We start from the raw sequence: 24481 nt of genomic DNA on the forward strand, positions 1-24481 counted from the left end.
CGGGGACGTCGCGCTCCGACACGACCTGATGCCGATTCGCGGCGAAATACCGGCGAACGCCCCAGCGGGCTGGTCCGGATGGCGGTCCGTCACCACGCGACGGCGCACCAGCTGTTCGACCCCTGCGCCTTGATCTGCAGCTTGACCACCGGGATCGGCTCCGCGCCGGGGCTCTGGCTGAACCCGACCGTGGCGGCCCCGGTCTGATCGTTCACCAGCTGCACGTCCCGGAGTTCGGCGCGCGGGTGGGTCCGGTCGACCGACATGTTCAGGTACACCCAGCCGACCTGGTCGCTGCCGCAGTGGAAGCTCTTGACCCGGTCGGCCTGGCCGCCCGCGGCGTCCTCGTTGGCGGCCTCGACGTAGTTCTGCGCGAAGGTCCGGAGACTGGTGTAGCGGTCGACACTCGGGGGCGCCTGGCTCGGGGGCGCGGAAGTCCCCGGCGTGGGCGGGGTGGAGGCGGGCGTGCTCGGGCGAGGCCCGGCGACGGCGTCCGAACCGTTCCCCTTGATCGTCACCAGGACCACCACGGCGACCGCCAGCGCCCCGGCCACCGCGAGCGCCGTCAGGACCGGCCAGCGCTTTCTGGTCTGGCTCGCCGGGGCCGTTGTGGTCGGCCAGGAGTCGGGTCCCGGTTGCGGGAAAGTGCCGCCGGGGGCGGGAAAGTCGATCCGCTCCAGCACGTCGGTCTGCTCCGGCGCGTGGTAGAACCGCTCGGCCTCGGCCTGCTGCGCGGCGATCATCCGGTGCACCGCCACCGGCCAGACCCGCGTCGAGGCCGGGAGCTCACCGGCCAGGTCGAGCAGCTGCGCCGGGTTCGGCCGGGCGGCGGGATCCTTGGCCAGGCAGGACCGCACCAGGTACTCCAGCCCCGGCGGCAGACCGGTGAGCGCGGGCTGGCCGTGCGCGACGTTGTACAGCGTCCGCGCGGGCGAACCGCCGCTGAACGGGTTGTGGCCGGTCGCCGCGTAGACCAGCACGCCGCCGAGGCAGAACACGTCGCTGGCCGGGGTCAGCACCTGGCCCCCGACCTGTTCCGGGGACATGTACTCGGGGGTGCCGATGAGGTAGCCGGTCTGCGTCAGGCTGCCCTGGTCCGGCCCGTCGGCCGCCCGTGCGATGCCGAAGTCGATCACCCGGGGACCGTCGGCGGCGAGCAATACGTTGGAGGGCTTGAGATCCCGGTGCACCAGACCGGCGCGGTGGATGTCGAGCAGGGCGGCGGCGAGCCCGGCGGCCAGGCGGCGCACCGGCTCCTCCGGCAGCGGCCCGGTGCCGGTGATCACGTCGTTCAGCGGCGGCCCGGGCACGAAGACCGAGACCAGCCACGGCGCCGGCGCTTCGGGGTCGGCGTCCATCACCGCCGCGGTGTAAGTTCCCGACACCGCACGGGAAGCGTCGATCTCACGACGGAACCGCGCGCGGAAATCGTCCTGCGTGCCGGGTTGCGCGTGCATCAGCTTGATCGCGACCAGCCGGCCGTCGGCGGTGGAGCCGAGCAGCACCCGTCCCATCCCGCCGCGGCCGAGCTCGGCATGCACCCGGTACCGCCCGACCGTGCGCGGGTCGGCCGGTTCCAGCGCCTTCATCGATCTCCTCCGCCGTCAGTGGTGCTCAGGCGGCGTCACTCCGCCGGCAGCTTGGGCTCGATGACCTCGGCGATCCGCCGCGCGTAACCGCAGAGTTCGTCGAGCGACTCGTGCGCCGCTTCCAGCGAAACCTTGACGCTGTCGGCCTCGCCGACGGAGATCGCGACCATGCAGGTGGCGAGCCCGTTGTCGATCTGGAGGCCGCTGTGCTTGCCGACGGTGACCGGGACGACCTTCCCGCGGCTGCCGGCGTGGTCGGTCATCTCCTCGGCCTTGGTGGCGTCGAGGAACTGGATCGACACCGCCGCCCGGTCGCGCGGGGCATACACACACGCCTCGCCGTGGGCGCCCGGGTGCGTCCGCTCGCCGTCGCCGAACGGGTAAGGCTGCTGGTCCGGGCCGATCAGGTCACACGCGTTCATCGAGGCGAACACGTTGACCCCCGAACCACTCCCGGCGCTCGACGTCGGCGCGGTCGTGACCGGCGTCCGCGCCGGGGCCGACGGCAGGGGCGGCATGCTCGGCAGGCTCGACGGGCTCGAGGGGCCGCCCGCGCCGGACAGCACCTGGCCGCCGATCGCACCGCCGCCACAGCCGGCCGTCGCCAGCACGGCCACCAAGCACAGCGAGCGCAGAGCTGTCTTCATGAGTAACGAGGTCTCCTGATCCCTGGGATTTCGATGCTGGGGCACTGCGGCCCGGCACCGGCGAGACGCTAGTGACCGCCGATGAAATCCCGATGAAACGCCCGCCACCCCGCCCGATCCTCGCCCGCCGGCCGATTCCGTCCTTTTCGGACAGCCGGCCCGCGAGTCAGCCGAGCCGCCCCAGCGCCTCCTCCAGCCGTCCGGCCAGGAAGCCGCGCTCCACCTCGTTTCCGCTCAGTGCCAAGGCTTCCTCGTACGAGGTGGCCGCTTCCGCCCAGCGGCCGAGCCGGCGGAGGAAGTCGGCGCGGGCGGCGCTCAAGTAGGCGTACGTGCCCAGCGCCGGCTCGTCCAGCAGGGGCGCGAGTGCGGCGAGGCCGGCTTCCGGGCCGTCGCGGAAGCCGAGCGCGACCGCGCGGTTCAGCTCGACCACGGGCGAGGGCCACAGCCGGCGCAGCACGTCGTACAGCGCGGTCACCTCCGCCCAGTCGGTGTCCGCCCAGGTCGGCGCCTCCGCGTGCACGGCGGCGATCGCGGCCTGGACCGAATACCTGGTCGGGCCCGTGCGCCGGAGTGATTCCGCCAGCAGCGCGGCCGCTTCCTCGATCTGGGCGGCGTCCCACCTGGAGCGGTCCTGCTCGTCGAGCAGGATCAGGTGCCCGTCATCGGAAAGGCGCGTCTCCCGGCGGGCGTCGGTGAACAGCAGCAGCGCCAGCAGTCCGGCGACGTCGCCGTTGCCCGGCAGCAGCTGGTGCAGGGTGCGGGCCAGGTGGACCGCCCCGTCGACCAGGTCCCGCCGCACCAGCTGCGCGCCGACCGGCGCCACGTGGCCGGTGGTGAACACCAGGTGCACCACCTCGAGCACGGCGTCGACCCGCTCCGGCAGGTCCTCGGCCGAGGGCACGCGGTACGGGATCCGGGCCCCGCTGATCTTCTTCTTCGCCCGCGTGATCCGCGCCGCCATCGCCGTCTCCTGGACCAGGAACGCCCGCGCCACTTCCACAGTGGACAGACCGCAGACCAGCCGCGCGGTCAGCGCCACCTGGGCCTCGCGGGACAGCGCGGGGTGGCAGCAGGTGAAAACGAGGCGCAGCCGGTCGTCCTCGAACTCCGAGGGCTCCGGCCCGGGCGCGACCTCGTCGGTGACCAGCAACGGCAGCGCCGAGCGCAGCACCGACTCCCGCCGCAGCAGGTCCTTGCCCCGGTTGCGCGCGACGGTGGTCAGCCAGGCGCCCGGACGCGACGGCACCCCGTTGACGGCCCAGGTCCGCAGCGCCTGGGCGTACGCCTCCTGGGCGCACTCCTCCGCGAGGTCGAGGTCGCGCACCACGCGCACCGTCGCGGCGAGCACCAGGGCCCACTCGCGACGGTGCGCCTGCGCGACCGCCTCGCCGACTTCGGCCTCGGTGGTCATCCCATGCCGCCCCGGTCAGCCCATCGTGCGGATCGGCCGGATCTCGATCCCGCCGTGCGCCGCCTTGAGTTCCGGCAGCTTCCCGGCGAGCGCAGTCGCGGCGTCGAGGTCGGGCACCTCCACCAGGTAGTAACCGCCGAGCACCTCCTTGCTCTCCAGGAACGGCCCGTCGGTCACCGTCGGGCGCCCGCCCCCGGTGCCCCGCAGGCTGGTCGCGGTCGCCGCCGGCAGCAGCTCATGGCCGCCGACGATCGCGTCTCCGGCCGCGGCGGCGAACTCGCCGTGCGCCCCCTCCTTGGCCGCCCGGTCCTGCTCGGTCTCCGCTTCCCAGGCCTGCTCGTCCCCGTAGGTCAGGAACAGGTACTTCGCCATTTCGCTCTCCTTCGCTTTGACCTCTCACCCCTACGACGAGCGAGCCGCCCGCGGATCGACGCGCCCCGGTGGATTTTCCCGGGCGCGGTGATCTTGGCGGCCCCGGACCTTGACGGGCCCTCGTCCCCCGGGCTTCAATCAAGACCTGTCGCGGCAGTGGTTCAGACCTTGGCCGGGCCGCGAGTTGTTTCGCCAGACCTGCGCGCCCGGCCGCCGACGGGCGAGTGCCCCGCCCCGGTCGCCGTCCCCCGCGACCTCCCCCGCTCCGTCCCGGACGGGGTGCGCTGCCACCGTTTGTGGAAGCGCTCCCAGAACGGGCCGGGGCGACCGAGCCGAAGGGATCCGCCCATGACCTCCCGAGTCTTGACCCACCTGCGCGCTGTGCCCGCTGCCGCGGCCGCGTGCCTCGCGCTGGCCGCCGTCGCCGCGCCCGGCGCCACCGCCGCCCCGGCCGAAACCAACTGCCAGCCACAGGGCTCCATCAGTCTGAACGGCGGCGAGTACACCCTGCAGAACAACGAGTGGAACTCCTCCGACCCGCAGTGCGTGACGACCACGTCCGGCACCGGCTGGACGGTGAGCACGGCGAACTTCAACCTCTCCGGCGGCGCGCCGGCCACGTACCCGTCGATCTACAAGGGCTGTCACTGGGGCGCCTGCACCACCAGCAGCGGCCTGCCGATCCAGGTCGGCAACCTCGGCAGCGCGACCTCTTCGTGGTCGACCACCCAGCCCGGCACCGGCGCGTACGACGTGGCCTACGACCTGTGGACCAATTCCGCGCCCACCACCGGCGGGCAGCCGGACGACAGCGAGATCATGATCTGGATCAACTCCCGCGGCGGCGTCGGCCCGTTCGGCGGCAAGGTCGGAACGGTGTCGGTGAGCGGGCTGAACTGGGACGTCTACACCGGCCGCCAGACGTCCTGGAACATCGTTTCCTATGTCCTGCAAGGCGGCAGCACCTCGGTCACCAACCTCGACGTGAAGGGGCTGATCAACGACTCCGTGCAGCGCGGCACCACCGGCGCCGGCAGTTACCTGCTCGACGCGGAGGCCGGGTTCGAGATCTGGCAGGGCGGCCAGGGTCTGGGCACGAACTCGTTTTCCTTCAGCGCGAGCCCGGCCAACGCCGCCGCCCGCCGGTAACCCCTGCTCGCTCCCCCGCCGGTCTCCGGTGCGGACGCCCGCGTTCCGCACCGGGGGCCGCCGGCCCGTTACGTCGGCTGGCCGCTCTGCCGTGGCGGCGGGTAGACCGAGCGCGCGATCGTGGCCGAGAGCCAGCCGATCGCCCAGCCGAAGAAAACGATCAGGAAGATGTGCAGCTTCGCCGGGGAAACCGTCGCGACGACGATCAGGATCACCGCCCACACGATGGCGCAGGCGATGCTGTAAGCCGTATATGTCCGGAACTTCATGCGCGCTCACCTCGTCTCACCTCACATTAGGCCCTCAAGCGGCGCTGGTCAGCGCGACCGGACCGCGGTGAAGAACCCGCGCAGGTCGTGGACCAGCAGGTCCGGCGCGTCCTGGGCGGCGTAGTGCCCGCCGCGGTCGTATTCGTGCCAGGACACGATGGTGTGCTGGTGCTCGGAGAAGACCCGGATCGAGGGCAGGTCGCCCGCGAACTGCGCGACGCCGAGCGGGACGGTGGTGGGGCCGGTGGCGGGCACTTCCCGCGCGTGGTCGGCGTAGATCCGGATGGCCGAGCCGCCGGTGCCGGTCAGCCAGTGGATCGCGACGTGGGTGAGGATGGCGTCGTCGGCCAGGCCGTTGCGGTGCATGGCCTGCGCGTTCCAGCCCAGCAGCCCGACGGGCGAGTCGGCCAGCGCGTGCGCGAGGGTCTGCGGCTGCTGGGACTGCACGGCCCCGTACGCGGCTTCGTTGTTCACGTAGTCCTGGAACGCTTCCCACGCGGCCTTGTCCTTCGGCCCCAGCTCCGCCACCCACTTAGGGTCGTCGTCCGGCGGCGGGTCCCAGGTCTGCGTGACGTGCGCGCCGAGCACCCGGTCCGGGGCCGCCCGGCCGAGTTCGAGGGAGATGCCCGAGCCCCAGTCGTTGCCGGCCGCGCCGTACCGGTCGTAGCCGAGGCGCCGCATCAGGACGGCCCACGCCCGGCCGATCCGCTGCGGCCCCCAGCCGCTGTCGGCCGCCGGACCGGAAAAGCCGAAGCCAGGCAACGAAGGCACCACGACATCGAACGCGATGGACGGGTCGAGCCCGTGCCGCCGCGGGTCGCTGAGCGGGCCGATCACCTCGAGGTACTCCGCGACCGACCCGGGCCAGCCGTGGCTGAGCACCAGCGGCAGCGCGTCCGGCTCAGGTGAGCGCACGTGCAGGAAGTGCACCTTCGTGCCGTCGATGACGGTGGTGTACTGCGGGTGCGCGTTCAACCGGTTTTCCCAGGCACGCCAGTCATAGTGGCGCCGCCACCGCTCGACCAGCCCCCGCACCCGGGCGACCGGGACGCCGTAGCCCTCGCCGCCGCCGGCGGGCTCGGGCGCCCAGCGGACGCGGTCGAGCCGGTCCCGCAGATCGGCCAGGTCCTCGTCGGGAATCGCGATCCGGTATGGGTGGATTTCCTCGTTTGCAGTCATTTCCCCGTCCTCGAAAGTGGTCGGCGCTACGTGAGACGCCGGGCGCAGCCGGTCAGGTAACGCGCGTGATGAAGGTTGGTCGAGAGCCGGGCGGCCCGGGTGTAGGCAGCGCGCGCGGCGTCGTGGTCGCCCGTCAGCTGCAGCAGGTGGGCGCGGGCCGCATGCAGCCGGCGATCCTGGGCCAGCCGGGGGTCGTCCAGTGCGTCCAGCAACTCCAGGCCCGCGCCCGGCCCGTCCGCCATCGCCACGGCGACGGCGTGACCCAGCCGAGCGACGGGGCTGGCCGAAACCTGCATCAGCAGCCGGTAGAGGGCGACGATCTGCGGCCAGTCGGTGGCCTCGTGGCTCGGCGCCTCGTCATGGATCGCGGCGATGGCGGCCTGCAGCTGGTACGGGCCGACCGGGCCGTGTGGCAGGACCCGGGTGATCAGGTCCACGCCGCGCCGGATCGGCCCGGCCTTCCACCGCGTCCGGTCCTGCTCGCGCAGCGGGACCAGTTCGCCGTGCTCGCCCACCCGGGCCGGGGCGCGGGCGTCGGTGAGCAGCATCAACGCCAGCAGCCCAGCCACCTCACCGTCATCCGGCCGGAGCGCGGCGGTGAGTTCGGCCAGCCGGATGGTCTCCGCGGCCAGACCGGGGCGGTGCAGGTCCGGTCCCGACGTCGCGGTGTAGCCCTCGGTGAAGATCAAGTACAGCACGTGCAGGACCGCGCGGAACCGTTGCGGGAGTTCGGTTTCCGGCGGCATCCGGAACGGCACCCCGCTGTCGGTGATGGTCCGCTTGGCGCGGGAGATCCGCCGGGTCATGGTGGCCTCCGAAGTGAGGAAGGCCCGGGCGATCTCGGCGGTGGTCAGCCCGCCGACAGCACGCAGCGTCAACGCGATCTGCGACGACGCCGACAGCGAAGGGTGGCAGCACAGGATGAGCAGGATCAGCGTGTCGTCCGCGTTGTCCCGGTCCTCCCCCGGTCCGCCCCGGTCCACCGGCAGCACCTGGCCGACGGCCGCGGTCTCCCGCCGCCGGCGCGCCTGCTCGGCCCGCAGCAGGTCGATCAGCTTGCGCGAGGCGACCTGGAGCAGCCAGGAGAACGGCTGCCGCGCGGCGATCAGCAGCGCCTCCTGGACGGCGTCCTCGGCGGGATCGAAACGGCCGTAACGCCGCACCAGCGAGCCGAGGACCCGGGGGGTGAGGCGCCGCAGCACGTCTTCGATCGAGTCGCTCATGGTCACGCGATCAGAGGTCGTCGGCGTCGTGCCCGGACTCCAGCAGCGGCCGGATCACCACGCCGGCGTCGGCGGGCCGGCCCGGGGCCCGGTTCAGCCGGGCGGCGATCTCGGTGGCGCGGTCGAACCCGGCACAGTCCACGATCCAGTAGCCGGCGATGACCTCCTCGGTCTCGGCGAACGGGCCGTCGGTGACGACCGGCACGCCGCCGAGCAACCGGACCCGGCGGGCCAGCACCGGCGCGGTCAGTCCCTGGGTGTCGACCAGTTCACCGGACGCGGCCAGCTCGCCGGTGAATTCGGCCAGGAACTCGCCGATCGCCGCCGGGTCCTCGGCGCGTTCAGCGTCTTCGGCGGGCCGGCCGACCGGCTGGTCGTAGTCCTGCTGGGAGCCGTAAACCAGGATCAGGTACTTCATCCGGGGTCCTCCTGTCTCAGCCGGCGCGGGTCGCACCGTTCAGGAAGACGACGAACCCGGAGCCCGGAACCAGACATCCACCCGGGTGAACTGCGCCACCCCGGTAACGTCCGGCGGCCACGAGTGCCGCAAGCTCGTCCTCGCACCTGCTGGACTACGGGCAGCTCAAAGCGCCGGCCACCGAAATCCTGATGACCGCGGCAGAGCAGTGGGCAGCGGTCACTCGCTGGACCGTGCCCACCTGACCGGTGCAGTCTCACCAGGGCAGGAGCTGATTCAGGTAGTCGACGAACTGGATCCCGCTCCCTCCCGCGCGTTTCTCGATGGTGTCGACGATCCCCGGCACGCTCTGATCGACGGTGAGACGCGCGCCCGGGCCGCCCAGCTCGGTGTTCACCCAGCCCGGGCTGATCAGCAGCAGCGTCCGCGGGTCGTCGGCATGGCGCGCCGCGAAGCTGCGCATCAGCTGGTTCAGCGCGGACTTGCTGGCCCGGTACACCTCGTAGCCCGCGGTGGTGTTCATGGTGAGGCTGCCCTGGCGCGAGGACATCACCGCGATGGTGCCCGACGGGGGCACCAGGTCCTGGAAAGTCTCCACGAACCGAACCGGGCTCAACGCGTTGGTCACCATCACGTCGGTGAAGGTCTCGGTCGGCACCTCCATCACGCTGACGTCGCCGTTGGTGATCCCGGCGTTGACGAACAGCAAGTCGACCGAGGTGCCGGCCAGCCTTTCGTGCAGGGCGGCGACCTCTGCGACCGCGTTGATGTCCACCCGTTCGATGGTGAGCCGCTCGCCCGCGGCCTCCCCCAGCCCGTGCAGCTGCGTCCGACCGGCGCCGCGAACCGTGGCGATGACCCGCCATCCGCGGGCCAGGTACTCCTGGGCGGAGAGCGAATCCGAGACCGCGTGAGGCCCCGACGATGAGCACAGTGCCGCTCGGCATGATTCTCCGTCTCCGGGAAAGCGGGACGTCGGCGTGGGTTGCCTGCTCCCCCGAGCCGGATCATAGGCTGCCGACGTGCCGGCCACCTCGGAGTTCGCGGTCCAGCTGCCCTTCCCCCTCGTCGAGCTGCGCGACGAGCGTGTCGCCGGGGCCGGGGTCCGGCTGCTGCTCAAGCGGGACGACCTCCTCCATCCCGACGTGCCCGGCAACAAGTGGCGCAAGCTCAAGAACAACCTGGCCGCCGCTCGTGAACAGGGCCACCGGCGCCTGCTGACGTTCGGCGGCGCCTACTCCAACCACCTGCGCGCGACGGCGGCGGCCGGGAAGCACTTCGGCTTCGGCACCGTCGGCGTGGTCCGGGGCGAGGAACACCGGCCGCTCAACGAATCCCTGGCCTACGCCGAGCGCCAGGGCATGCGGCTCACGTACCTGGACCGCGCGACGTACCGCCGCAAGACCGAGCCGGACGTGCTCGCCGGGCTGGCCGCTCGGTTCGGACCCTGTTACGTGCTACCGGAAGGCGGTAGCAACGGGCTCGCCTCCCGCGGGTGCGCCGAGCTGCCCGCTGAGATCACCGAGGACTTCGACGTGATCTGCTGCGCCTGCGGGACCGGCGCCACCCTGGCCGGTATCGCCGCGAGCCTGCGCCCGGGGCAGCGCGCGCTCGGGTTCGCCGTCCTCAAAGGCGACTTCCTCGACCGCGAAGTGCGCCGTCTGCAGCAAGAAGCATTCGCCACGGAGACCCGAACCTGGTCGCTGGACAGCGATTTCCCCTTCGGCGGCTACGCCAAGCGCACCGCCGAGCTGGACGCCTTCATCGCGGACTTCCAGGCCCGCCACGGCGTCACCCTCGACTGGGTCTACGAGGCCAAGATGATGTACGGCCTGCTCCAGCGGATCACGGCCGGGACCTTCGCACCCGGCAGCACCGTCGTCGCGGTGTTGTGCTGACCCATCAGGATTTCGGTGGCACCGAGCGTGCCTCGAAAACCTGGGACAGGCGATCCTGCAGCCGCGCGTGCCGGAACTGGTAGACCGCGCCGGACTGCCGCAGCACCCCGCGCTGGTAGGCGTCGTCGAGGAAGGCCATCACGGCCCACGGCAGCCGCCCGGTCAGCGGCAGCCACAACCGGGCGAAGACCACCCACTGGCCCCAGGCGGTGAAGCTGAGCGCGTACCCGAGCCCGCCGCCGATCCCGCTGGCCAGCCCGACGATCAGCGCGTTGTCGAGCCCGAACACGAACGGCCCCAAGTACCCCTCCGCGAGCCCGATCACGGAGAACATCCCGAACCCGACCGCGAGGCCGAACACCGGCACCCACAGCAGCAGCTGGAACACGACGGTCGTGCGGTTGGTGTGCAGCAGGCCCGCCGGGCTCGCCGCGGAGCCGATGTCCAGCGGCGACTCGAGCCAGGACACGAACCCGAACACCAGCCCCGCCGCGAGCCCGAACACCGGCCCGGACACCAGGCCGTCGATCAGGCCGCTCACCAGCCCGTCGCCGAAATCGAAGAAGAGCCCGTTCAGCAGCCCGGTGACCAGGCCGTCGCCGAAGCCGAAGAGCAGCCCGCCCAACAGCCCGGCGGTGAACCGGGGCAGGAACCTGGCCCGGACGTCGCCGGTCCCGCGCAGCAGCCGCATGCGCACCCGCGACGGCTCGATGGCCAGCCGGCCGGACACCACCAGGATCCCGTGCACCAGCGCGAAAGCCGGCCCGACGATGAACCCGTTCACCAGGCCGGACAGCAGGCCGCCCGCGACGCCGTCCAGCAGTCCGTCCACAAGGGAGTCCACCAGCCCGATCGCCAGCGCGGCCACGATCCCGACCGCCAGCACCCGCGACGAACGGCGCAGCGTGCTGTTCAGCTGCCACCACGCGAGGTCCCGCGTGCCGAGCCGGTCGAGGTGGGTGGCGAGGTAGCCCAGCCAGTGCTGGACGCGGTCCAGCTCCCACCGCCGGCGCTGCCCGGTCGGCCGGTTGTCGGGCTGGTAGCGGTAAACCGTGGGGATGAAGCTGTCGAGCAGGTGGTCCTCGATCGCCTCCGGGGTGGCGAACCGCGCGGTGTCCAGCAGCTCCGCCGGGTCGCGGCCGGGGGTGTTGCTGTAGCTGGTGCGGGCGAGCATGACCATGAGCGGAGTGGTGAGCACGGCGCCGAGGTTGGCCCCGGCCGGGCTCGGCCGGTCCGCGCGCAGTTCGGCCAGCACGGGGTCCCACACCGTGCCGCCGGCGTCCTTGCGGGCGGTTCGCGGCAGATAGTTGACCACGTCGGTGCGGGTCAGGTCGGTCAGCTCGATCCCCGCCGCGGAGGTCAGCACGTCGGTGCCCGCGACGGCCGCGGCGTACTCGGCCGGGCGGCTGGTCAGCAGCAGCGGCAGGGTGGTGGTGTTGAGCGCCTCCAGCGCGGCGCGGTGCAGGCCGTCGGCGATCTCGTCGAACCCGTCCAGCACCGGCAGGATCCCGTCGGCCTCGACCAGCGCGACGGCCAGGGTCGACCCGCTCGGGCCGGGCGCGGCCAGGCCGGGGAAATCACGCAGCAGCCGTCCGGTCAGCCACTCGCGCAACGGCGTGGTGGCGGGATTCCACGAGCCGAGGCCGAAGATCACCGGCACGGCGGCGTCCCGGGCGCGGCCGGCCAGCAGGCCCAGGACGAACCGCAGGGTCAGCACGGTCTTGCCCGAGCCGGCGCGGCCCAGCACCACCAGCCGTCCCGACGGGATCCGCCGGTAGACGTCCACCACCTGCTCCAGCTCGCCGGTCAGGTCGAGCGGCCCGGGCTCCGCGCCGGCCGGGGCGCGGCGGATGTTGGCCCAGTGGTCGGTCAGGCCGTCGGGCGCCGGGCGCCAGCCGACCGGCAGCGGGAACGGGTCCGCGAGCTGGCGCTGCTCGGCCTCGCGCCGCCAGCGGCTGGTGACCGCCCGGGCGAGCTGATCGGCGGTGTCGGCCAGCGCGTCCGGCACCGGGCCCGGCTGGTTACCGGCTGTCACGGACGGCGCGGTCCCAGGGTCCGCCGGGCCGGGTAACGGGGCCCGGCCGGCCGCCGCGGCCAGCAGCAGATCGTCCCGTTGGGCGGGGGCGAGATCAACGGCGTCGGCCAGCAGCCGCACCGTCGCCACGCGGGGGTCCGCGCGCTCGCCGGTCTCGAACCCGCGGATGGTCCGCACGCCGACGCCGGAGCGTTCCGCCAGCTGCTCCTGCGTCATCCCCGCCTGCCGCCGGAACTGCCGCAGCAACACGCCGAACTGAGTCGTCAACCCGGCGCCTTTCGGTCTGGACAGGGCTTCGCAGGTCACGACTCTATCGCGGCCACCGGCCAGAAACGGCCGGTTCCCTGGCCTGGCCCCCTGAGCAGCCGCGACGCCACCATCGGCGGCTCCATCAGCTGATCGACCACGGGGGGTCCACCATGGTGGCGACCACAATCGACGACCCGGTACGCGCCTGCGCGCCGGTCACCGCCCGGGAGCGCGACGTGCTCAGCGCCCTCGGCCGCGGCCTGACGAACTCCGAGATCGCCGCGGCGCTGGCGACCTCCGAGACGGCCGTGGACGGCGACGTCGGGCAGCTCCTGACCAGGCTCGGGTTACGCGACCGGGCCGCCGCCATCGTCTACGCGTTCGACCACGGCATCGTCACTCCCCGTCAGATTCCGGCGCCCGGCGGGCGGCTGCGGATCTCGGTGCTCGGCCCGGTGCAGGTGCACTCGGGGGCGGAGCCGGTGGCAGTCGGGCCGGTCCGGCAGCAGGCACTGCTGGCGGCGCTGGTGCTGCGCCCGGACATGATCGTCAGCCAGCGGGAGCTGCTCGACCGCGTGTGGGGGCTGGAGCCGCCGGCCGGCAACGTCGTGCCGGTGTACGTCTACCGCCTGCGCAAGTGCCTGCCCCCGGGCGACCTGATCACCCGGGCCGGCGCCGGCTACCGGTTCGCCGCCCGCGGCGTCCGGCTCGACTCGGCGCGGCTGGAGGAACTCGTGGCGGAAGCGAACGAGGCCCGCCACGTCGGCGACCTGTCCGCGGCGGTGGCCGGCTACGGCCGGGCGCTGGAGCTGTTCCGCGGCGAGCCGCTGGCGGGCCTGCCGGGCCCGTTCGCCGAGCTGGAACGGCTGCGGCTGACCGAACGCCGGATCGTCCTGTCCCAGCAGAAGGCGGAGTGGCAGCTGCGCCTGGGCCGCCACACCGACGCCGTCGGCGAGCTGTGGACGCTCGCCCCGGAACACCCGCACAGCGAACCGCTGGCCGCGTTGCTCATGCGGGCCCTGCACCGAGCCGGCCGCCCGGCCGACGCCCTGGCCGTCTTCGCCCGCACCTGCCGCCGCCTGGCCGACGATCTGGGCGTGGCACCGGGCGAAGTGCTGTGTGGGGCTCGGCGGGCTGTGTTGCAAGGGGTTTGAGCGCTACCGCTCGCGATTCCGGCGAGCTGCTGCGCTCCGGCGGGATCGGGCTCGCGAGTCTCGTGGCGTCACCACACCCTGCGGCACCACCGGCCGTTCTCCCGAAAGTCACGGCAATCGTGGGCGCCACGGCCCGCGCAAAGGCGGCACCGTGGCTCCCGCATCGCTGCTCAGCCCTGGTCGCACAGGGCGGTGTTCATCGGGACCCGCTCGCCCATGCCGGGTCCGCCGCTGCCGCTGCCCGCGCTCGAGCCGGCGGTCGGCGTGACGTTGAGGGTGGCGAAGGCGGCGCGGCCGGCGGGGGTGGCGGCGGCGATCGAGGTGTAGCCGGGCCATTCGCCGTAGTGGCCCCAGGCCTGTCCGCCGCAGGGCAGGGTGAACCGGACCAGGCCGAGGCCGAAGTAGTCGCCGGAAAGCTTGTCCGGGATCGGCGCGACCGTGAGCATTTCGGCCAGCTGCGCGGGCGGCACGACCTGGCCGGCCAGCAGCGCCTGCAGGAACCGCGTCTGGTCGGCCCCGCTGGAGACCAGGCCGCCGCCGGACCCGCCGACGCTCGGCTCGGCGACCTCGGTGACGTCGACGAAGAACAGCGACCCGAGCACCTTCTTGGTCAGGTACCCGCGCTCGCTGCCGGCCGGCATGGTCTTGTCGCCGGGGGTGGGCAGGTAGGTGTTGGCCAGGCCGAGCGGGGTGGTGATCCGGGTGGCGAGTTCCTGCGCGTACGAGTGGCCGGTGACCTTCTCGATGATCATGCCGGCGAGGATGGCGTTGGTGTCCGAGTACTGCGTGCTCGTGCCGGGCGCGAACAGCGGCTTTTCGGCCAGCCCCCAGGAAGCCACCTCGGCCAGGGTGTGCGGGTGCAGCTGGTTGACCGGGTTGAACCCGCCGCCGACGGTCATGTAGTCGGCGATCCCGCTGGTGTGGTTCAGCAGCTGGCGGACGGTGATCTTGCTGCCGTCGTAACCGTTTCCGTCCACCACGCCCGGCAGGTAGGTCTCGACCGGCGCGTCCAGCGCGACCCGGCCCTCGGCCACCAGCTGCAGCACCATCGCCGCGGTGTACGTCTTGGTCAGGCTGCCGATGTGCGCGCGGGTGTCCGGCCCGATCGGCTGGGCCCGGCCGATCACCCCGCTGCCGCTGGTCACGCTCCACAGCGCGGCGTTGTCGCGGACGGTGATCCCGGCGCCGGGAGCCTCGTTGGTGATCTGGTACTGAGTCACCGCCTCCTGCGTCGCGCTGTGCGGCGAGGGATCCGCACCCGCCGGGGTCGCCACCGTCGTCAGCACGACCGCGGCTCCCACCGCGGTCAGCGACCATTTGAACGGTCTGGGCAACGTCTGCACTATGTCTCCCCTTTGTTGATCGGCCTGGGCTTCGCGCGAGGTTAACCAGGACCGATGAACTCCGGATGAAACGGACACCGCGCCTTCGCGGCCGCACCGGGCACAAGACGCCTGATCGTCCTCTGTGGACGAACGCGCGGCAGCGAGGACGGCCCGATCGCCGCCGAGGTCAAGCGCGTACGGGCACAGCTGCCGGGCAACGGCCGGATACTGGGCCTGCGCGGGTCACTGCTGACCACAATGGACACTACTGCCGACGAGGTCGTGCTGGCGCCGGAACTCGGGCTGCGGGCGAGCATGCGCCTGCACGGCGCCACCGGCCGGCCCACCGGCGATCGCCTGATCGAGGGCAAACGCGAGCGCGGCTTGCTCGGCGCCGGCTGGGCGACCGGATCGCCGCGGCAGCCGGCATCACGGTCGACGGATCGTGGACGCCGCAGGCCTGATGACTCGTGAGTGTTTAGGACGGTTCTAACCGTCCTAAACACTCACGAGCACCAAGAGATCAAACCTTCGCGACGGCCTTCTTGCGCGGCGCGCGCTTACGGGCCGCGGCGGTCGTCTTCGCGGCGGCCACCGGCTGGCGCTGCGCGTCTTCGTACGCCTTCTCCACGTCCGACGGCAGCCGGCCGCGATCGGCGACGGCGAACCCGTTTTCCTGGGCCCACTGGCGGATCTCGCGGTTGCGCTCGCGCTCCGCGCCGGTCGGGGCCTTGCGCTCGGCCGCCGACTCGCCGACCGCGAACCGCACCCTACGGCCGCCGACCCGGCGGGCGTAGGAGATGAAGCGGGCCAACGCGTCCCGCAGGTCGTCGGCGTTCTCGTCCGACAGGTCGATCTCGTACTGCACGCCGTCCAGACCGAAAGGGACAGTCTGCGTGGCGGTGCCGCCATCGAGATCGTCGACCATCGCCACCAGGATCTTTTGCGCCATCGTTCGGTGCCCTCCAGAAGTCACGGGCCGGACGCCCGGTCCGGCCGGGGACACATTACCGGATCATCATAACTGTCGGCCGGTTGAATGCCCCAGCGCCACACAGTGCACGATCCCGGCCACTGTGGACAGCCGCCGGTTCAGCTCGTTCTCGGCCGCAGGCTTCTGGCCCGGCTCTCCGCGATATTCCGGATCTTCCTGGTACGGCCGGACTCCGCGAGCAGGCCGAGCAGCGGCAGCGAGGACGAGCTCGCGGCGAGCTCCCGCTGCATCCAGTCCGTCACCTCCGCCAGCTCGGCCGGGTCCGGCACCCGACCGTCCTTCACGGACAGCGCGAATTCCCAGTCGCGGATACGCCGGCGGATGAATTCGTGGTCCACTCCCGCCTGGCGCAGCTCCTCCTCCGGCAGGACTTCGTCGGCCCATCGCCGGAAAGCGGCCGGATCAGCCGTTTTCTCGGCGATCTCGTCCACGAGGGCCACCACCGCCGTCTTGGCCGTCAGCGATTCGGGGTCGCGCAGGATCGCGGCCGCCACCTCCCGGTCGTCGCCGCGGCTGACGGAAGCCGCGATCACCGGAATGACGCGCTGGTAGACCGCGGAGCGCACGTGCTCGTCGGCGACGGCGGCGTCGAGGTCCACGTCGATGATGCCGGCTTGCGCGAGCAAGGCGGCCAGATCCGCCCGTAATGTCATACCCTCATCACCCATCGCACGGCGTCCGGGCGGCGGCCTTCTTCGCCTTCTCCGCCTCTTGTTCCGCCAGGTTCCTCCGGCCGAGCTTCTTGACGGCCTTCCTGACCTCCGTTTTGTAGTGTTCCACGACCTGCTTCTGCTGGCTCGAGAGCTCCGGCTGATTCTTCAGCGGGTTCCCGTTCGGCCCGACCCGCACCTCCCGCCCCCGGCCGGTGACGTGGGCGTGCGCCGGCTTGTCGACGTCGTACTCGTGGACCACGATGCGCACGCCGTTCTTGCCCACGTCCAGCAGGGACAGTCCGAGCGGGTCGAGCCAGGTGAACGGGTTAGGCACGTAACTGTGCGGCGCGTAACCGCCGGCGAGGCCGAGCGGGTCGGCGCTGAAGTACCGCGCGGTTTCCGGGTCGTAGTACCGGAAGTAGTTGTAGTTCAGCCCCGATTCCGGATCGGCATACTGGCCGGGGAAGCGCAACGGCGTGAATGCGCTGCCGCCCTGGGCGACCGGCGCGCCCCAGCCGGTGGTCTGCGCGAACCACGCCACGTTCCCGTGCTCGTCCAGCAGCTCCGTCGGCGCGCCGACCAGGTCGGTGACGATCGCGTAGAACTGCTCGTCGGCGCCCAGGCGCTCGGCCTGCACGAGTGGCCGATGGGACAACGGGTCGTAGTCCCAGGCCATCGAGCTGCGGCTGGTGAGCTGCTCGGCGAGGGTCGTGCCGTCCCAGACGAAGTCGACCCGCTCGGCGACCTGGCCGTTCGCGTGGCGTTCCTTCGCGATCCGGCGGCCCAGCGCGTCGTAGGTGTACCGCCACTGCGAGTGGTCCGGTGTGACCAAGCCGGTCAGCTGGTCGTCGGCATTCCAGGCGTACGACCAGACCTCGGCGCCACGCTGCTTGCGCACGACCCGGCCTTGCCGGTCGTACTGGAAGCGCAGCTCCCCCGCCTCGTGCAGCAGGGTTCCCGTGTAACGCCACGGTTCGGACAGCCCGGCGCCGTGGGTGTCCGCACCGGTCAGGTAACCCGCCGCGTCGTAACGGTAGTGCTCGGACCGCTGCCGGCTGTGCACCTGCTCGATCCGGCCGAACGGGTCGAGGTCGAACCGGCGCGGTCCGTTGACCCGGTCGGCGACGGCGGTGAGGCTGCCGTCCGGCCGGTACTGGAAACCCCGCTGCTGCACCGGGTTCCCGGCGCCGGCCAGCACGGTCTGGCCGACCAGCCGGTCGTTCGCGTCCCACGACTGGTTCAGGCGCAGGCCGGCCGCGGTCGTCCGGGCGGTTTCCCGGCCCGCGGCGTCGTAGGCGAACGCCAGCGTCCGGCTTCCGTTGCGGAGCGCGACCGGTGCACCGGCGGCGTCGAACTCCCAGGTGGACACGGTGCCGCCCGGCGTCCGCCGGCGAACGCACCGGCCGAGCGCGTCGTAGTCCGAGGTGACGGTCCGGCCGTTCACCGTCTCGGTCAGCACGCGGCCGAGCGGGTCCCTGGTCAGGCTGACGGACGAGTCGCGGCTCGACGCCGAAACCAGTCGGCCGGCCGCGTCGTAGGCGAAGTCCATCGTGTCCGTCGGGGACACCGTCCGCACGACCTGGCCCCGGAGGTCACGGTGGTAGGTGGTGGTCTGCCCGGCGCCGTTGGTCTTGGCGGTGAGCCGGCCGGCCAGGTCCCGTTCGTAGGTCGTCACGCGGCCGTTGAAATCCGTTTCCCGCGCCAGGAAGCCGGCCGGGTCGTACTCGTACCGCCACACCGAGCCCCGTGCGTCGACGACCGTGGTCAGGTTCAGCTCGGTGTCGTAGCCGAACTCCATCCGGCTGCCGTCCGCGCCGACCTGCGTGACCGGCAGGTCGAAATGGGTCGTGGCGACCGAGATCAGCGGCCCGCCGCCGACGGAGTACCCGGCGAAGCTGCCCTCCGGGTCGTGCCGCCAGCGCTCCACGGTCCCGTCCGGCAGCGTCCGGGTCAGCAGTTTGCCCTCCACCGTCCAGGACGTCCTGGTGGTGTTGCCCAGCGGGTCGACCTCGACGGTCACCCGGCCGAGCTCGTCGCGGCCGATCCGCGTCGTGCGGCCCAGCGGGTCGGTCACCGCGACCGGCAGGCCACGGGCGTCCGTTTCGATCCGGCGCACGTTGCCGAGCGCGTCGGCTTCGGTCCGGCGGTGCCCGAGTTCGTTGTAGCCGTACCGGGTGACCGCGCCGGCCGGATCCGTTTCCTCGACGAGGTTTCCGCGTTCGTCGCGCCGGTACCGCCACACCGCGCCGTCGGCGTCGGTGAGCTCGACGGGCAGGCCGTGCTCGTCCTGGACCGTGGTGGTGCTGCTGCCGTCCGGGTGCACGACCCGGGTGGGCTCCTCGGTCAGGCCGTACTCGTACCGGGTGGTGTGGCCCAACGGGTCTGTCTCGGCGGTGACCCGGCCGTAGTGGTCACGCTCGAACTGCCTCATCGCACCGAGCGGGTCCACCTGGCGCACCAGCTGCCAATTGCCGTCGAAGTGGTAGGTGCTGACCGCGCCGAGCGAGTTGCGGTAGGTGGTCACCCGGTTCCGCCAGTCGTACCGGATCTCGCAGGCGAGCGCACCGCCGCTGCCGTCGGTCCCGACGACCTGGCCCGCCGGGTCGTAGTGGTAGGCGTACCAGTGGCCGTTGCGGTCGGTCCACCGCGTGACGCGGCCGCTGCTGTCGTACTCGAACCGCAGGTCCCGGCCGGACGAGTTGCCGACGGCGGACAGTCGGCCCTCGACGTCGTAGGCGTAGCTCGCCAACGGGATGTCGCGGCCGGGCCCGCGGCTCAGGCGCAGCCCCGTGATCCGGTTGCCCACCGTGTCGACGGCGATGCGGTAACCGCCGGAATGCTCGATCGCCACCGGAGTGCCCGCGTCGTCCCGGACGATGCTGATGCGGTTCCCGTTGCGGTCGGCGATCTCCGACAGCAGCACCCGCGTGGGCGCGCCGGATCCCGCCGGGGCGGCGAACCGGCGGATCTGCCCGTCGGCCGGGCTGGTGACGGTGAACTCGTGGGCGGAGACCGCGCGCAACGGCCAGCGGGCGCCGTGCGACGGGAGCACCGGCGTGCCGTCGGACGCGGGTGCCGGGTAGGTCAGGGTGACCCCGTCCGCGCCCACGTAGCAGACGCCGTCCGCGTCCAGCTCGACCCTTTGGTCCACTGTGGACGCCCACGAGGGGCCGAAGGAGCGCCCGAGCCGGTAACTCGAGATGTGGGTCCGGCGCAGGACCAATTCGAGCACCCCGGGCAGCTCGACATCCGTCTGGGACATCAGCATTTCCCCGGTGGCGAGGTCGACCGGGTCGCCGCCGGTGCACTTCCCGTCGTTCGGGCGGCCGTCCTTCGCCGGGTCGGTGCTGCCGCGGGCGCCGGGGTCGTCCGGGTTCGCCGAGGTGCCGGACGGCTCCGTGCCCGACGGGGCGGTGGCGCCGTCGTCGGGTGCGTGGGTTCCGTCGCCGGGGGTGTGCGGTTCTTCGCCGGGCGGGGTGGAGTGGGGCTCGCCGGGGGCGGAGGACGCGTGGGTGGCGTCGTCACCCGCGTGGCCGTGCAGTTCGGCCATGACCTTCTTGATCGAGGCGAAGATCTCTTCGAGTTTGCTCATCAACGGCCGGAGCTTCTCCACCGAATTGATCAGCTTCTTGATCACCGCGCCGATCTTCTCGGTCCACGCCGCCACCTGTTCGACGACCTGGGCGACCACCACCGGGGTGCCCAGGCCGAGTGAGCAGACCTCTTCCAGCGCGTCCTGGATGAAATCCCCGACCGCCTGGGTGACCATGTCCCGCACCAGCATCCGGACCGCGCCGGTGATCACCCCCACCACCTCGACCACCATGGCGATCGCCGACGCACACGTCGACGCCGCACCGAGGTGGTCGATCTTCTCCTTCATCATCGCCCGATACGCGTCCGCCGCCGGGCCCCGCCAGTTCGCCGTGTCCTGGGTGACCGTCGTGGACAGATCCTTCGACGCCTTGTCCACCGCCGACGCGATGTTCTTCCAGGTCTGCGAGTACGCCGCGATCTGGTCCGCGTCCCCGGCCAGCTGATTCAACGCGTCCTGCAACGGCTTCACGTGCTCGATCAGCCAGTTCAGCCCGTAGGAGATCAACGTCCCCACCGGGTTCATCGCCATCGTCAGCGCATCCAGCCCCGCGCCCAGGACTCCCAGCCCGCCCTCGACCCACGAGCCCGAGGAGATCCCGTCATACGCCGACGCCGCGTCGTCGATGATGTTGATCCCGGAGTGCCACGTCGTCGAATCCTGCTTCGCCGCGACCAGCGGATTGCTCATCCCCCACCGCCCTTCACACCCACCCCGTCGGACGTCACGAGCAAACCACCGGGTTCCCCGCGGTGGGCCGGGATCCGGGCGCATTACCCGGATGGTCCAGACGATTTGTCCGGAATTTACCCGATTTTTGCCGAACAACGGACGGTATCGGCCGAGGCGCCGGCCGATGCCGTCCGCGGGGCTAGGCCGCCGGGGTGATCACGATCGCGTTGATCTGGGCCTGGTCGGCGGAACCGCGGGTGAAGCTGATCGTCGTGGTGCCGTTGGCGGCTACCGTGACTGGGAAGTCGCGTTCGACGCCGAACGCTTCCTGGCCGTCGGCGCCGTGCTCGACGGCGGTGCCGGTGATGTCGAAGTCGGTGAGCACCGGGGTGCCGTCGATGGAGACGTCGAAGGCGCGTTGCCCGGCGTGGGTCCAGTGCCAGTCGAGGAAGTACAGGCGGACCTGGTAGGCCGCGCCGGGGGTGAGGCCGGGCACGGTGTAGGTCGAGTCGGTGAAGCGGGAGGTGTCCCAGATTTCGGCCGGGATGGGGTGGGCGACGGTGTTGCCGAAGTTCGGCAGGCTGGGCTTGCCGACCGGAATCGTGTCGGGAATGCCGCCGGTGCCATAGGAATCGGCGACGAACCCGCTGCCGCCGTTTCCGCCCACGTCGATGGACACCCCGTCGGCGAGCGGCGGCGGGTCGGCGTGGGCGGCGCCGGTGGCGAAGAACAGGGCGGCGGACACCCCGGCCGTCAGGGTGAGCAGTCTTCGACGGCCGACCGCTTTGCTACTCATGAATTTTCTCCTGTCACGCTGAAGAATCACCACTGGGGAGAAGCGAATGCGGGATGACGCTACCGGGGAAACAAAGGGTAAAAGAGGTAGGAATCGTGCCCGGGCGAATGCCGTCGAAAGGGCGGATTCGCCGCAGGGACCCCTCCCGGCGCCGATGTGGGAGGCTGGTCTGGCTTCACTCCGATGCGTCGGCGGCAGGAGGGTCACGGGTGGGCAAGGGCTGGCGGCTCGGCCGTAAGGGCGGCGTCGCGGGGTTGCGGACCGAGGTCCCCGACGGCCCGCGGAAGATCGGCGGCTACCGCGTGCTGCGGCGGCTCGGCGCGGGCGGTATGGGCACGGTCTACCTGGGCGTCGGCAAGGACGGCCGTCCGGTGGCGGTCAAGGTGATCCGCGCCGGGCACGCCGCCGACCCGGCGTTTCGCGCGCGGTTCCACCACGAAGTCGAGGCCGCGCGGCGGGTCCGGCGGTTCTGCACCGCCCCGATCCTCGACGCGGACCCCGGCGCCGACCCGCCGTACCTGGTCACGGAGTTCATCAACGGCCCCGACCTCCACGACTTCGTCACCGGCTCCGGCCCGCTGCGCGGCGCCGACCTGGAGGCGCTGGCGGTCGGCGTGATCGCCGCGCTGACCGCGATCCACGACGCCGGGGTGGTGCACCGCGATCTGAAGCCCGCGAACGTGCTGCTGTCGCCGTTCGGGCCGCGGGTGATCGACTTCGGGATCGCCCGGGTGGCCGACCTGAGCCGGCTCAGCGTGGACGGCGCGATGCTGGGCACGCCCGCGTTCATGGCCCCGGAGCAGCTGCGGGCCGAGCCGGTCACGTCGGCGGCCGACGTGTTCGCCTGGGGCACGGTGGTCGCGTTCGCCGCGCAGGGCGAATCACCGTTCGGCGCGGACTCGGGGGTGATCCACCGGACCCTCACTGAGGAACCCGATCTGGACGGACTGGACGGCGCCCTGCGCGACCAGGTCCAGGCCGCACTGGCGAAATCCCCCGCCGACCGGCCGACGGCGCACGAGATCCTGCAACGCCTGATCTCCGGCGGCGCGCCTGCCGAGGTGCTGGACGCTGCGCCGAAGAGCGCGCCGGCGGATGTTTCGGTGCGTTCGGTCGAACCAAGGGCTGCTGGGGTCAAGCCGATCAGCCCCGACGAAGCCAAGCACCGCATGGCCGCCGAGCGTGGCGACGTCGCGGCCATGGTGGAGCTGGGCAGTGTGCTCAGGCGCCGCAAGGACTACGAGGAAGCCGCGCACTGGTACCGCAAGGCCGCCGACGCGGGCTCGGCCGGCGCCCTGAGCAACCTCGGCCTCCTTTACCACGAACGAGGCGACCGGGACGAAGCGGAACGCTGGTACCGCAAGGCAATCGACGCCGGCGTGCGTCCCGCCCTGGCCAACCTCGGCAGCCTGTACGAAGACCGAAACCAGCCCGCCGAAGCCGAAGCCTGGTACCGGCGAGCCGCCGAGGCCGGGTTCGCCGGCGGCATGGAACGCCTCGGCACCCTACTCAAACGCCGCGGCGACATCGCCGGGGCGGAGCACTGGTACCGCAAGGCCGCCGACGCCGGTGACAAGGTGGCCGCCAAGAAACTCGCCGAGCTGCTCCGAAAACACGGCGAAGACTCACGCTGAACAAGGCAATCCACTCCGGCGGCGAAGACTCCCGCCGCGCAACGCCGCCCGCTACCACCGCGACGACCCGAGCGGTCGTTGCCGTGCCAAGACCTCCGCCGAGCAATGCAGCCCGCTGCCACGGCAAAGACTCGCGCTGACCAGCTCAGCCTGTTGCCACAGCAAAGCCCCTCGCCGACCAACGCAGCTCGCTGTCCCGGCGAAGAGCCGCACACTCCGTTGCCGCGCAGAGACTCCCGCCGACCACCGGCCTGGCGCACCCCAGGCCGGGCTGCTCCGGAAGTGCGGCGAAGATCCGCGCCGAGCACCGCAATCCGCTGCCGCGCCGAAGACCCCGCTGAGCAAGCAGCCCGTCGCCGCCGCGAAGGTCTCCGCTGAAGAACGCGGACCGCTGCCGTCGCAAAAGCCCCGTCGACCAGCGCGTTCCGCTCGCCGCTGCGCCGGGTCCGGCCCTACACCATCCCGGTCTACGACTACGCGCTGATGACCGAGCCGCTCAGCGAGGCGCAGCAGGCGGCGATCGGCTGGCAGGGCCGCCAGGGCCTGGCCGACACCGGGAGCAAGTTCCACTACTACCGGATGACCGCCGACCACCGCATCCTGTGGGGCGGCTACGACGCGGTGTACCACTACCGCGGCCGGGTCCGCGCGGAGCACGACTCCCGGCCGCGGACCTACTATTCGCTGGCCGCCAAGTTCTTCCGCACGTTCCCGCAGCTGGAAGGGCTGCGCTTCACGCACGCCTGGGGCGGCGCGATCGACACCTGCACGCGGTTCAACGCGTTCTACGGCACCGCCGGGCACGGGAAGATCGCCTACTCGGCGGGTCACACCGGGCTCGGCGTCGGCGCCACCCGCTTCGCCGCGGACGTCATGCTCGACCTGCTGTCCGGGGTGCCCACCGAACGGACCCGCACCACCATGGTCAGCACGAAACCGCTGCCGTTCCCGCCCGAGCCGCTGCGCTGGACCGGCGTCCGGCTCACCCAGCTCTCCCTCGTCCGGGCCGACCGCCGGGACGGGCGGCGCAACCTCTGGCCCAAGGCCATGGACCGGGTCTGTTTCGGATTCGACAGCTGAGGCTCGTTATTCGCCGGTGAATGGCCGCCGAATGGCCGAATGGTCATTACTCCGATTCCACCACTCCGTAAGTCGTGTGCACACTTCCGCCGTTGTTCGATCTGGTTTAGTGTTGTTCGTTGTAGGTGGTTCTTGAGGT

General features: G+C 71.8%; 21 protein-coding genes. 6 read left to right on the plus strand and 15 right to left on the minus strand.

Annotation, left to right across the window (positions count from 1 at the left end):
- Positions 1-89: 89 nt before the first annotated feature.
- From OG371_RS43035 to OG371_RS43050, 4 genes are all read right to left on the minus strand, one after another.
- Positions 90-1589, minus strand: a complete 1500-nt coding sequence (locus OG371_RS43035) for a serine/threonine-protein kinase (protein ID WP_329062823.1) — start codon at positions 1587-1589, stop codon at positions 90-92.
- A 35-nt stretch (positions 1590-1624) separates the two neighbouring features.
- Positions 1625-2236 carry a DUF3558 family protein gene (locus tag OG371_RS43040; RefSeq protein ID WP_329062825.1) on the minus strand — a complete coding sequence of 204 codons (612 nt, stop codon included), beginning with the start codon at positions 2234-2236 and terminating at the stop codon, positions 1625-1627.
- A gap of 166 nt (positions 2237-2402) precedes the next feature.
- A complete protein-coding gene (locus tag OG371_RS43045) occupies positions 2403-3647 on the minus strand; it encodes an RNA polymerase sigma factor (protein ID WP_329062827.1) in 1245 nt (414 codons plus the stop codon).
- Positions 3648-3662: 15 nt separating this feature from the next.
- Positions 3663-4019, minus strand: a complete 357-nt coding sequence (locus OG371_RS43050) for a YciI family protein (protein WP_329062829.1) — start codon at positions 4017-4019, stop codon at positions 3663-3665.
- A 348-nt stretch (positions 4020-4367) separates the two neighbouring features.
- Here OG371_RS43050 and OG371_RS43055 point away from each other — a divergent pair, with 348 nt between their 5' ends.
- Positions 4368-5168: a GH12 family glycosyl hydrolase domain-containing protein gene (locus OG371_RS43055; RefSeq protein WP_329062831.1), complete on the plus strand. Its 801-nt coding sequence runs from the start codon at positions 4368-4370 to the stop codon at positions 5166-5168.
- A 68-nt stretch (positions 5169-5236) separates the two neighbouring features.
- Here OG371_RS43055 and OG371_RS43060 read toward each other — a convergent pair whose 3' ends face one another.
- The 5 genes from OG371_RS43060 to OG371_RS43080 form a co-directional block, all read right to left on the minus strand.
- Positions 5237-5437, minus strand: coding sequence for a hypothetical protein (locus OG371_RS43060; protein WP_329062833.1), 201 nt, complete (start codon positions 5435-5437; stop codon positions 5237-5239).
- A gap of 48 nt (positions 5438-5485) precedes the next feature.
- Positions 5486-6616, minus strand: a complete 1131-nt coding sequence (locus tag OG371_RS43065; protein ID WP_329062835.1) for an epoxide hydrolase family protein — start codon at positions 6614-6616, stop codon at positions 5486-5488.
- Positions 6617-6642: 26 nt separating this feature from the next.
- Positions 6643-7839, minus strand: coding sequence for an RNA polymerase sigma factor (locus OG371_RS43070; RefSeq protein WP_329062837.1), 1197 nt, complete (start codon positions 7837-7839; stop codon positions 6643-6645).
- Between the two features lie 10 nt (positions 7840-7849).
- Positions 7850-8257: a YciI family protein gene (locus OG371_RS43075; RefSeq protein WP_329062839.1), complete on the minus strand. Its 408-nt coding sequence runs from the start codon at positions 8255-8257 to the stop codon at positions 7850-7852.
- Between the two features lie 256 nt (positions 8258-8513).
- Positions 8514-9290 (minus strand): SDR family oxidoreductase, encoded by a 777-nt coding sequence (locus tag OG371_RS43080; RefSeq protein WP_329062841.1) that lies wholly within the window; start codon positions 9288-9290, stop codon positions 8514-8516.
- On the opposite strand from OG371_RS43080, the gene OG371_RS43085 reads away from it, so the two are divergent.
- Entirely contained in the window at positions 9280-10155 is an 876-nt protein-coding gene (locus OG371_RS43085) for a 1-aminocyclopropane-1-carboxylate deaminase/D-cysteine desulfhydrase (protein ID WP_329062843.1), read from the plus strand. The genes OG371_RS43080 and OG371_RS43085 overlap by 11 nt on opposite strands.
- A gap of 4 nt (positions 10156-10159) precedes the next feature.
- Here the strand turns inward: OG371_RS43085 and OG371_RS43090 are convergent, their stop codons facing one another.
- Entirely contained in the window at positions 10160-12457 is a 2298-nt protein-coding gene (locus OG371_RS43090) for a helix-turn-helix domain-containing protein (protein ID WP_329062845.1), read from the minus strand.
- Between the two features lie 152 nt (positions 12458-12609).
- On the opposite strand from OG371_RS43090, the gene OG371_RS43095 reads away from it, so the two are divergent.
- Positions 12610-13593, plus strand: coding sequence for a BTAD domain-containing putative transcriptional regulator (locus OG371_RS43095; protein ID WP_329062847.1), 984 nt, complete (start codon positions 12610-12612; stop codon positions 13591-13593).
- Positions 13594-13763: 170 nt separating this feature from the next.
- Here OG371_RS43095 and OG371_RS43100 read toward each other — a convergent pair whose 3' ends face one another.
- Entirely contained in the window at positions 13764-14927 is a 1164-nt protein-coding gene (locus tag OG371_RS43100) for a serine hydrolase domain-containing protein (protein ID WP_329062849.1), read from the minus strand.
- Positions 14928-15176: 249 nt separating this feature from the next.
- Here OG371_RS43100 and OG371_RS43105 point away from each other — a divergent pair, with 249 nt between their 5' ends.
- Positions 15177-15392, plus strand: a complete 216-nt coding sequence (locus OG371_RS43105; protein WP_329062851.1) for a hypothetical protein — start codon at positions 15177-15179, stop codon at positions 15390-15392.
- Positions 15393-15441: 49 nt separating this feature from the next.
- Here OG371_RS43105 and OG371_RS43110 read toward each other — a convergent pair whose 3' ends face one another.
- The 4 genes from OG371_RS43110 to OG371_RS43125 form a co-directional block, all read right to left on the minus strand.
- Positions 15442-15870, minus strand: a complete 429-nt coding sequence (locus OG371_RS43110) for a histone-like nucleoid-structuring protein Lsr2 (RefSeq protein WP_329062853.1) — start codon at positions 15868-15870, stop codon at positions 15442-15444.
- A 140-nt stretch (positions 15871-16010) separates the two neighbouring features.
- Positions 16011-16565: a hypothetical protein gene (locus OG371_RS43115; RefSeq protein ID WP_329062855.1), complete on the minus strand. Its 555-nt coding sequence runs from the start codon at positions 16563-16565 to the stop codon at positions 16011-16013.
- A gap of 7 nt (positions 16566-16572) precedes the next feature.
- Positions 16573-20850: a DUF6531 domain-containing protein gene (locus tag OG371_RS43120; protein ID WP_329062856.1), complete on the minus strand. Its 4278-nt coding sequence runs from the start codon at positions 20848-20850 to the stop codon at positions 16573-16575.
- A 181-nt stretch (positions 20851-21031) separates the two neighbouring features.
- A complete protein-coding gene (locus OG371_RS43125) occupies positions 21032-21628 on the minus strand; it encodes a malectin domain-containing carbohydrate-binding protein (RefSeq protein WP_329062858.1) in 597 nt (198 codons plus the stop codon).
- 209 nt (positions 21629-21837) lie between these two features.
- Between OG371_RS43125 and OG371_RS43130 the strand changes: the two genes are divergently transcribed.
- Positions 21838-23262 (plus strand): serine/threonine-protein kinase, encoded by a 1425-nt coding sequence (locus OG371_RS43130; protein WP_329062860.1) that lies wholly within the window; start codon positions 21838-21840, stop codon positions 23260-23262.
- 435 nt (positions 23263-23697) lie between these two features.
- A complete protein-coding gene (locus OG371_RS43135; RefSeq protein ID WP_329073415.1) occupies positions 23698-24342 on the plus strand; it encodes an NAD(P)/FAD-dependent oxidoreductase in 645 nt (214 codons plus the stop codon).
- Positions 24343-24481 lie beyond the last annotated feature (139 nt).

The organism is Amycolatopsis sp. NBC_01480, assembly GCF_036227205.1.
Taxonomy (GTDB): domain Bacteria; phylum Actinomycetota; class Actinomycetes; order Mycobacteriales; family Pseudonocardiaceae; genus Amycolatopsis.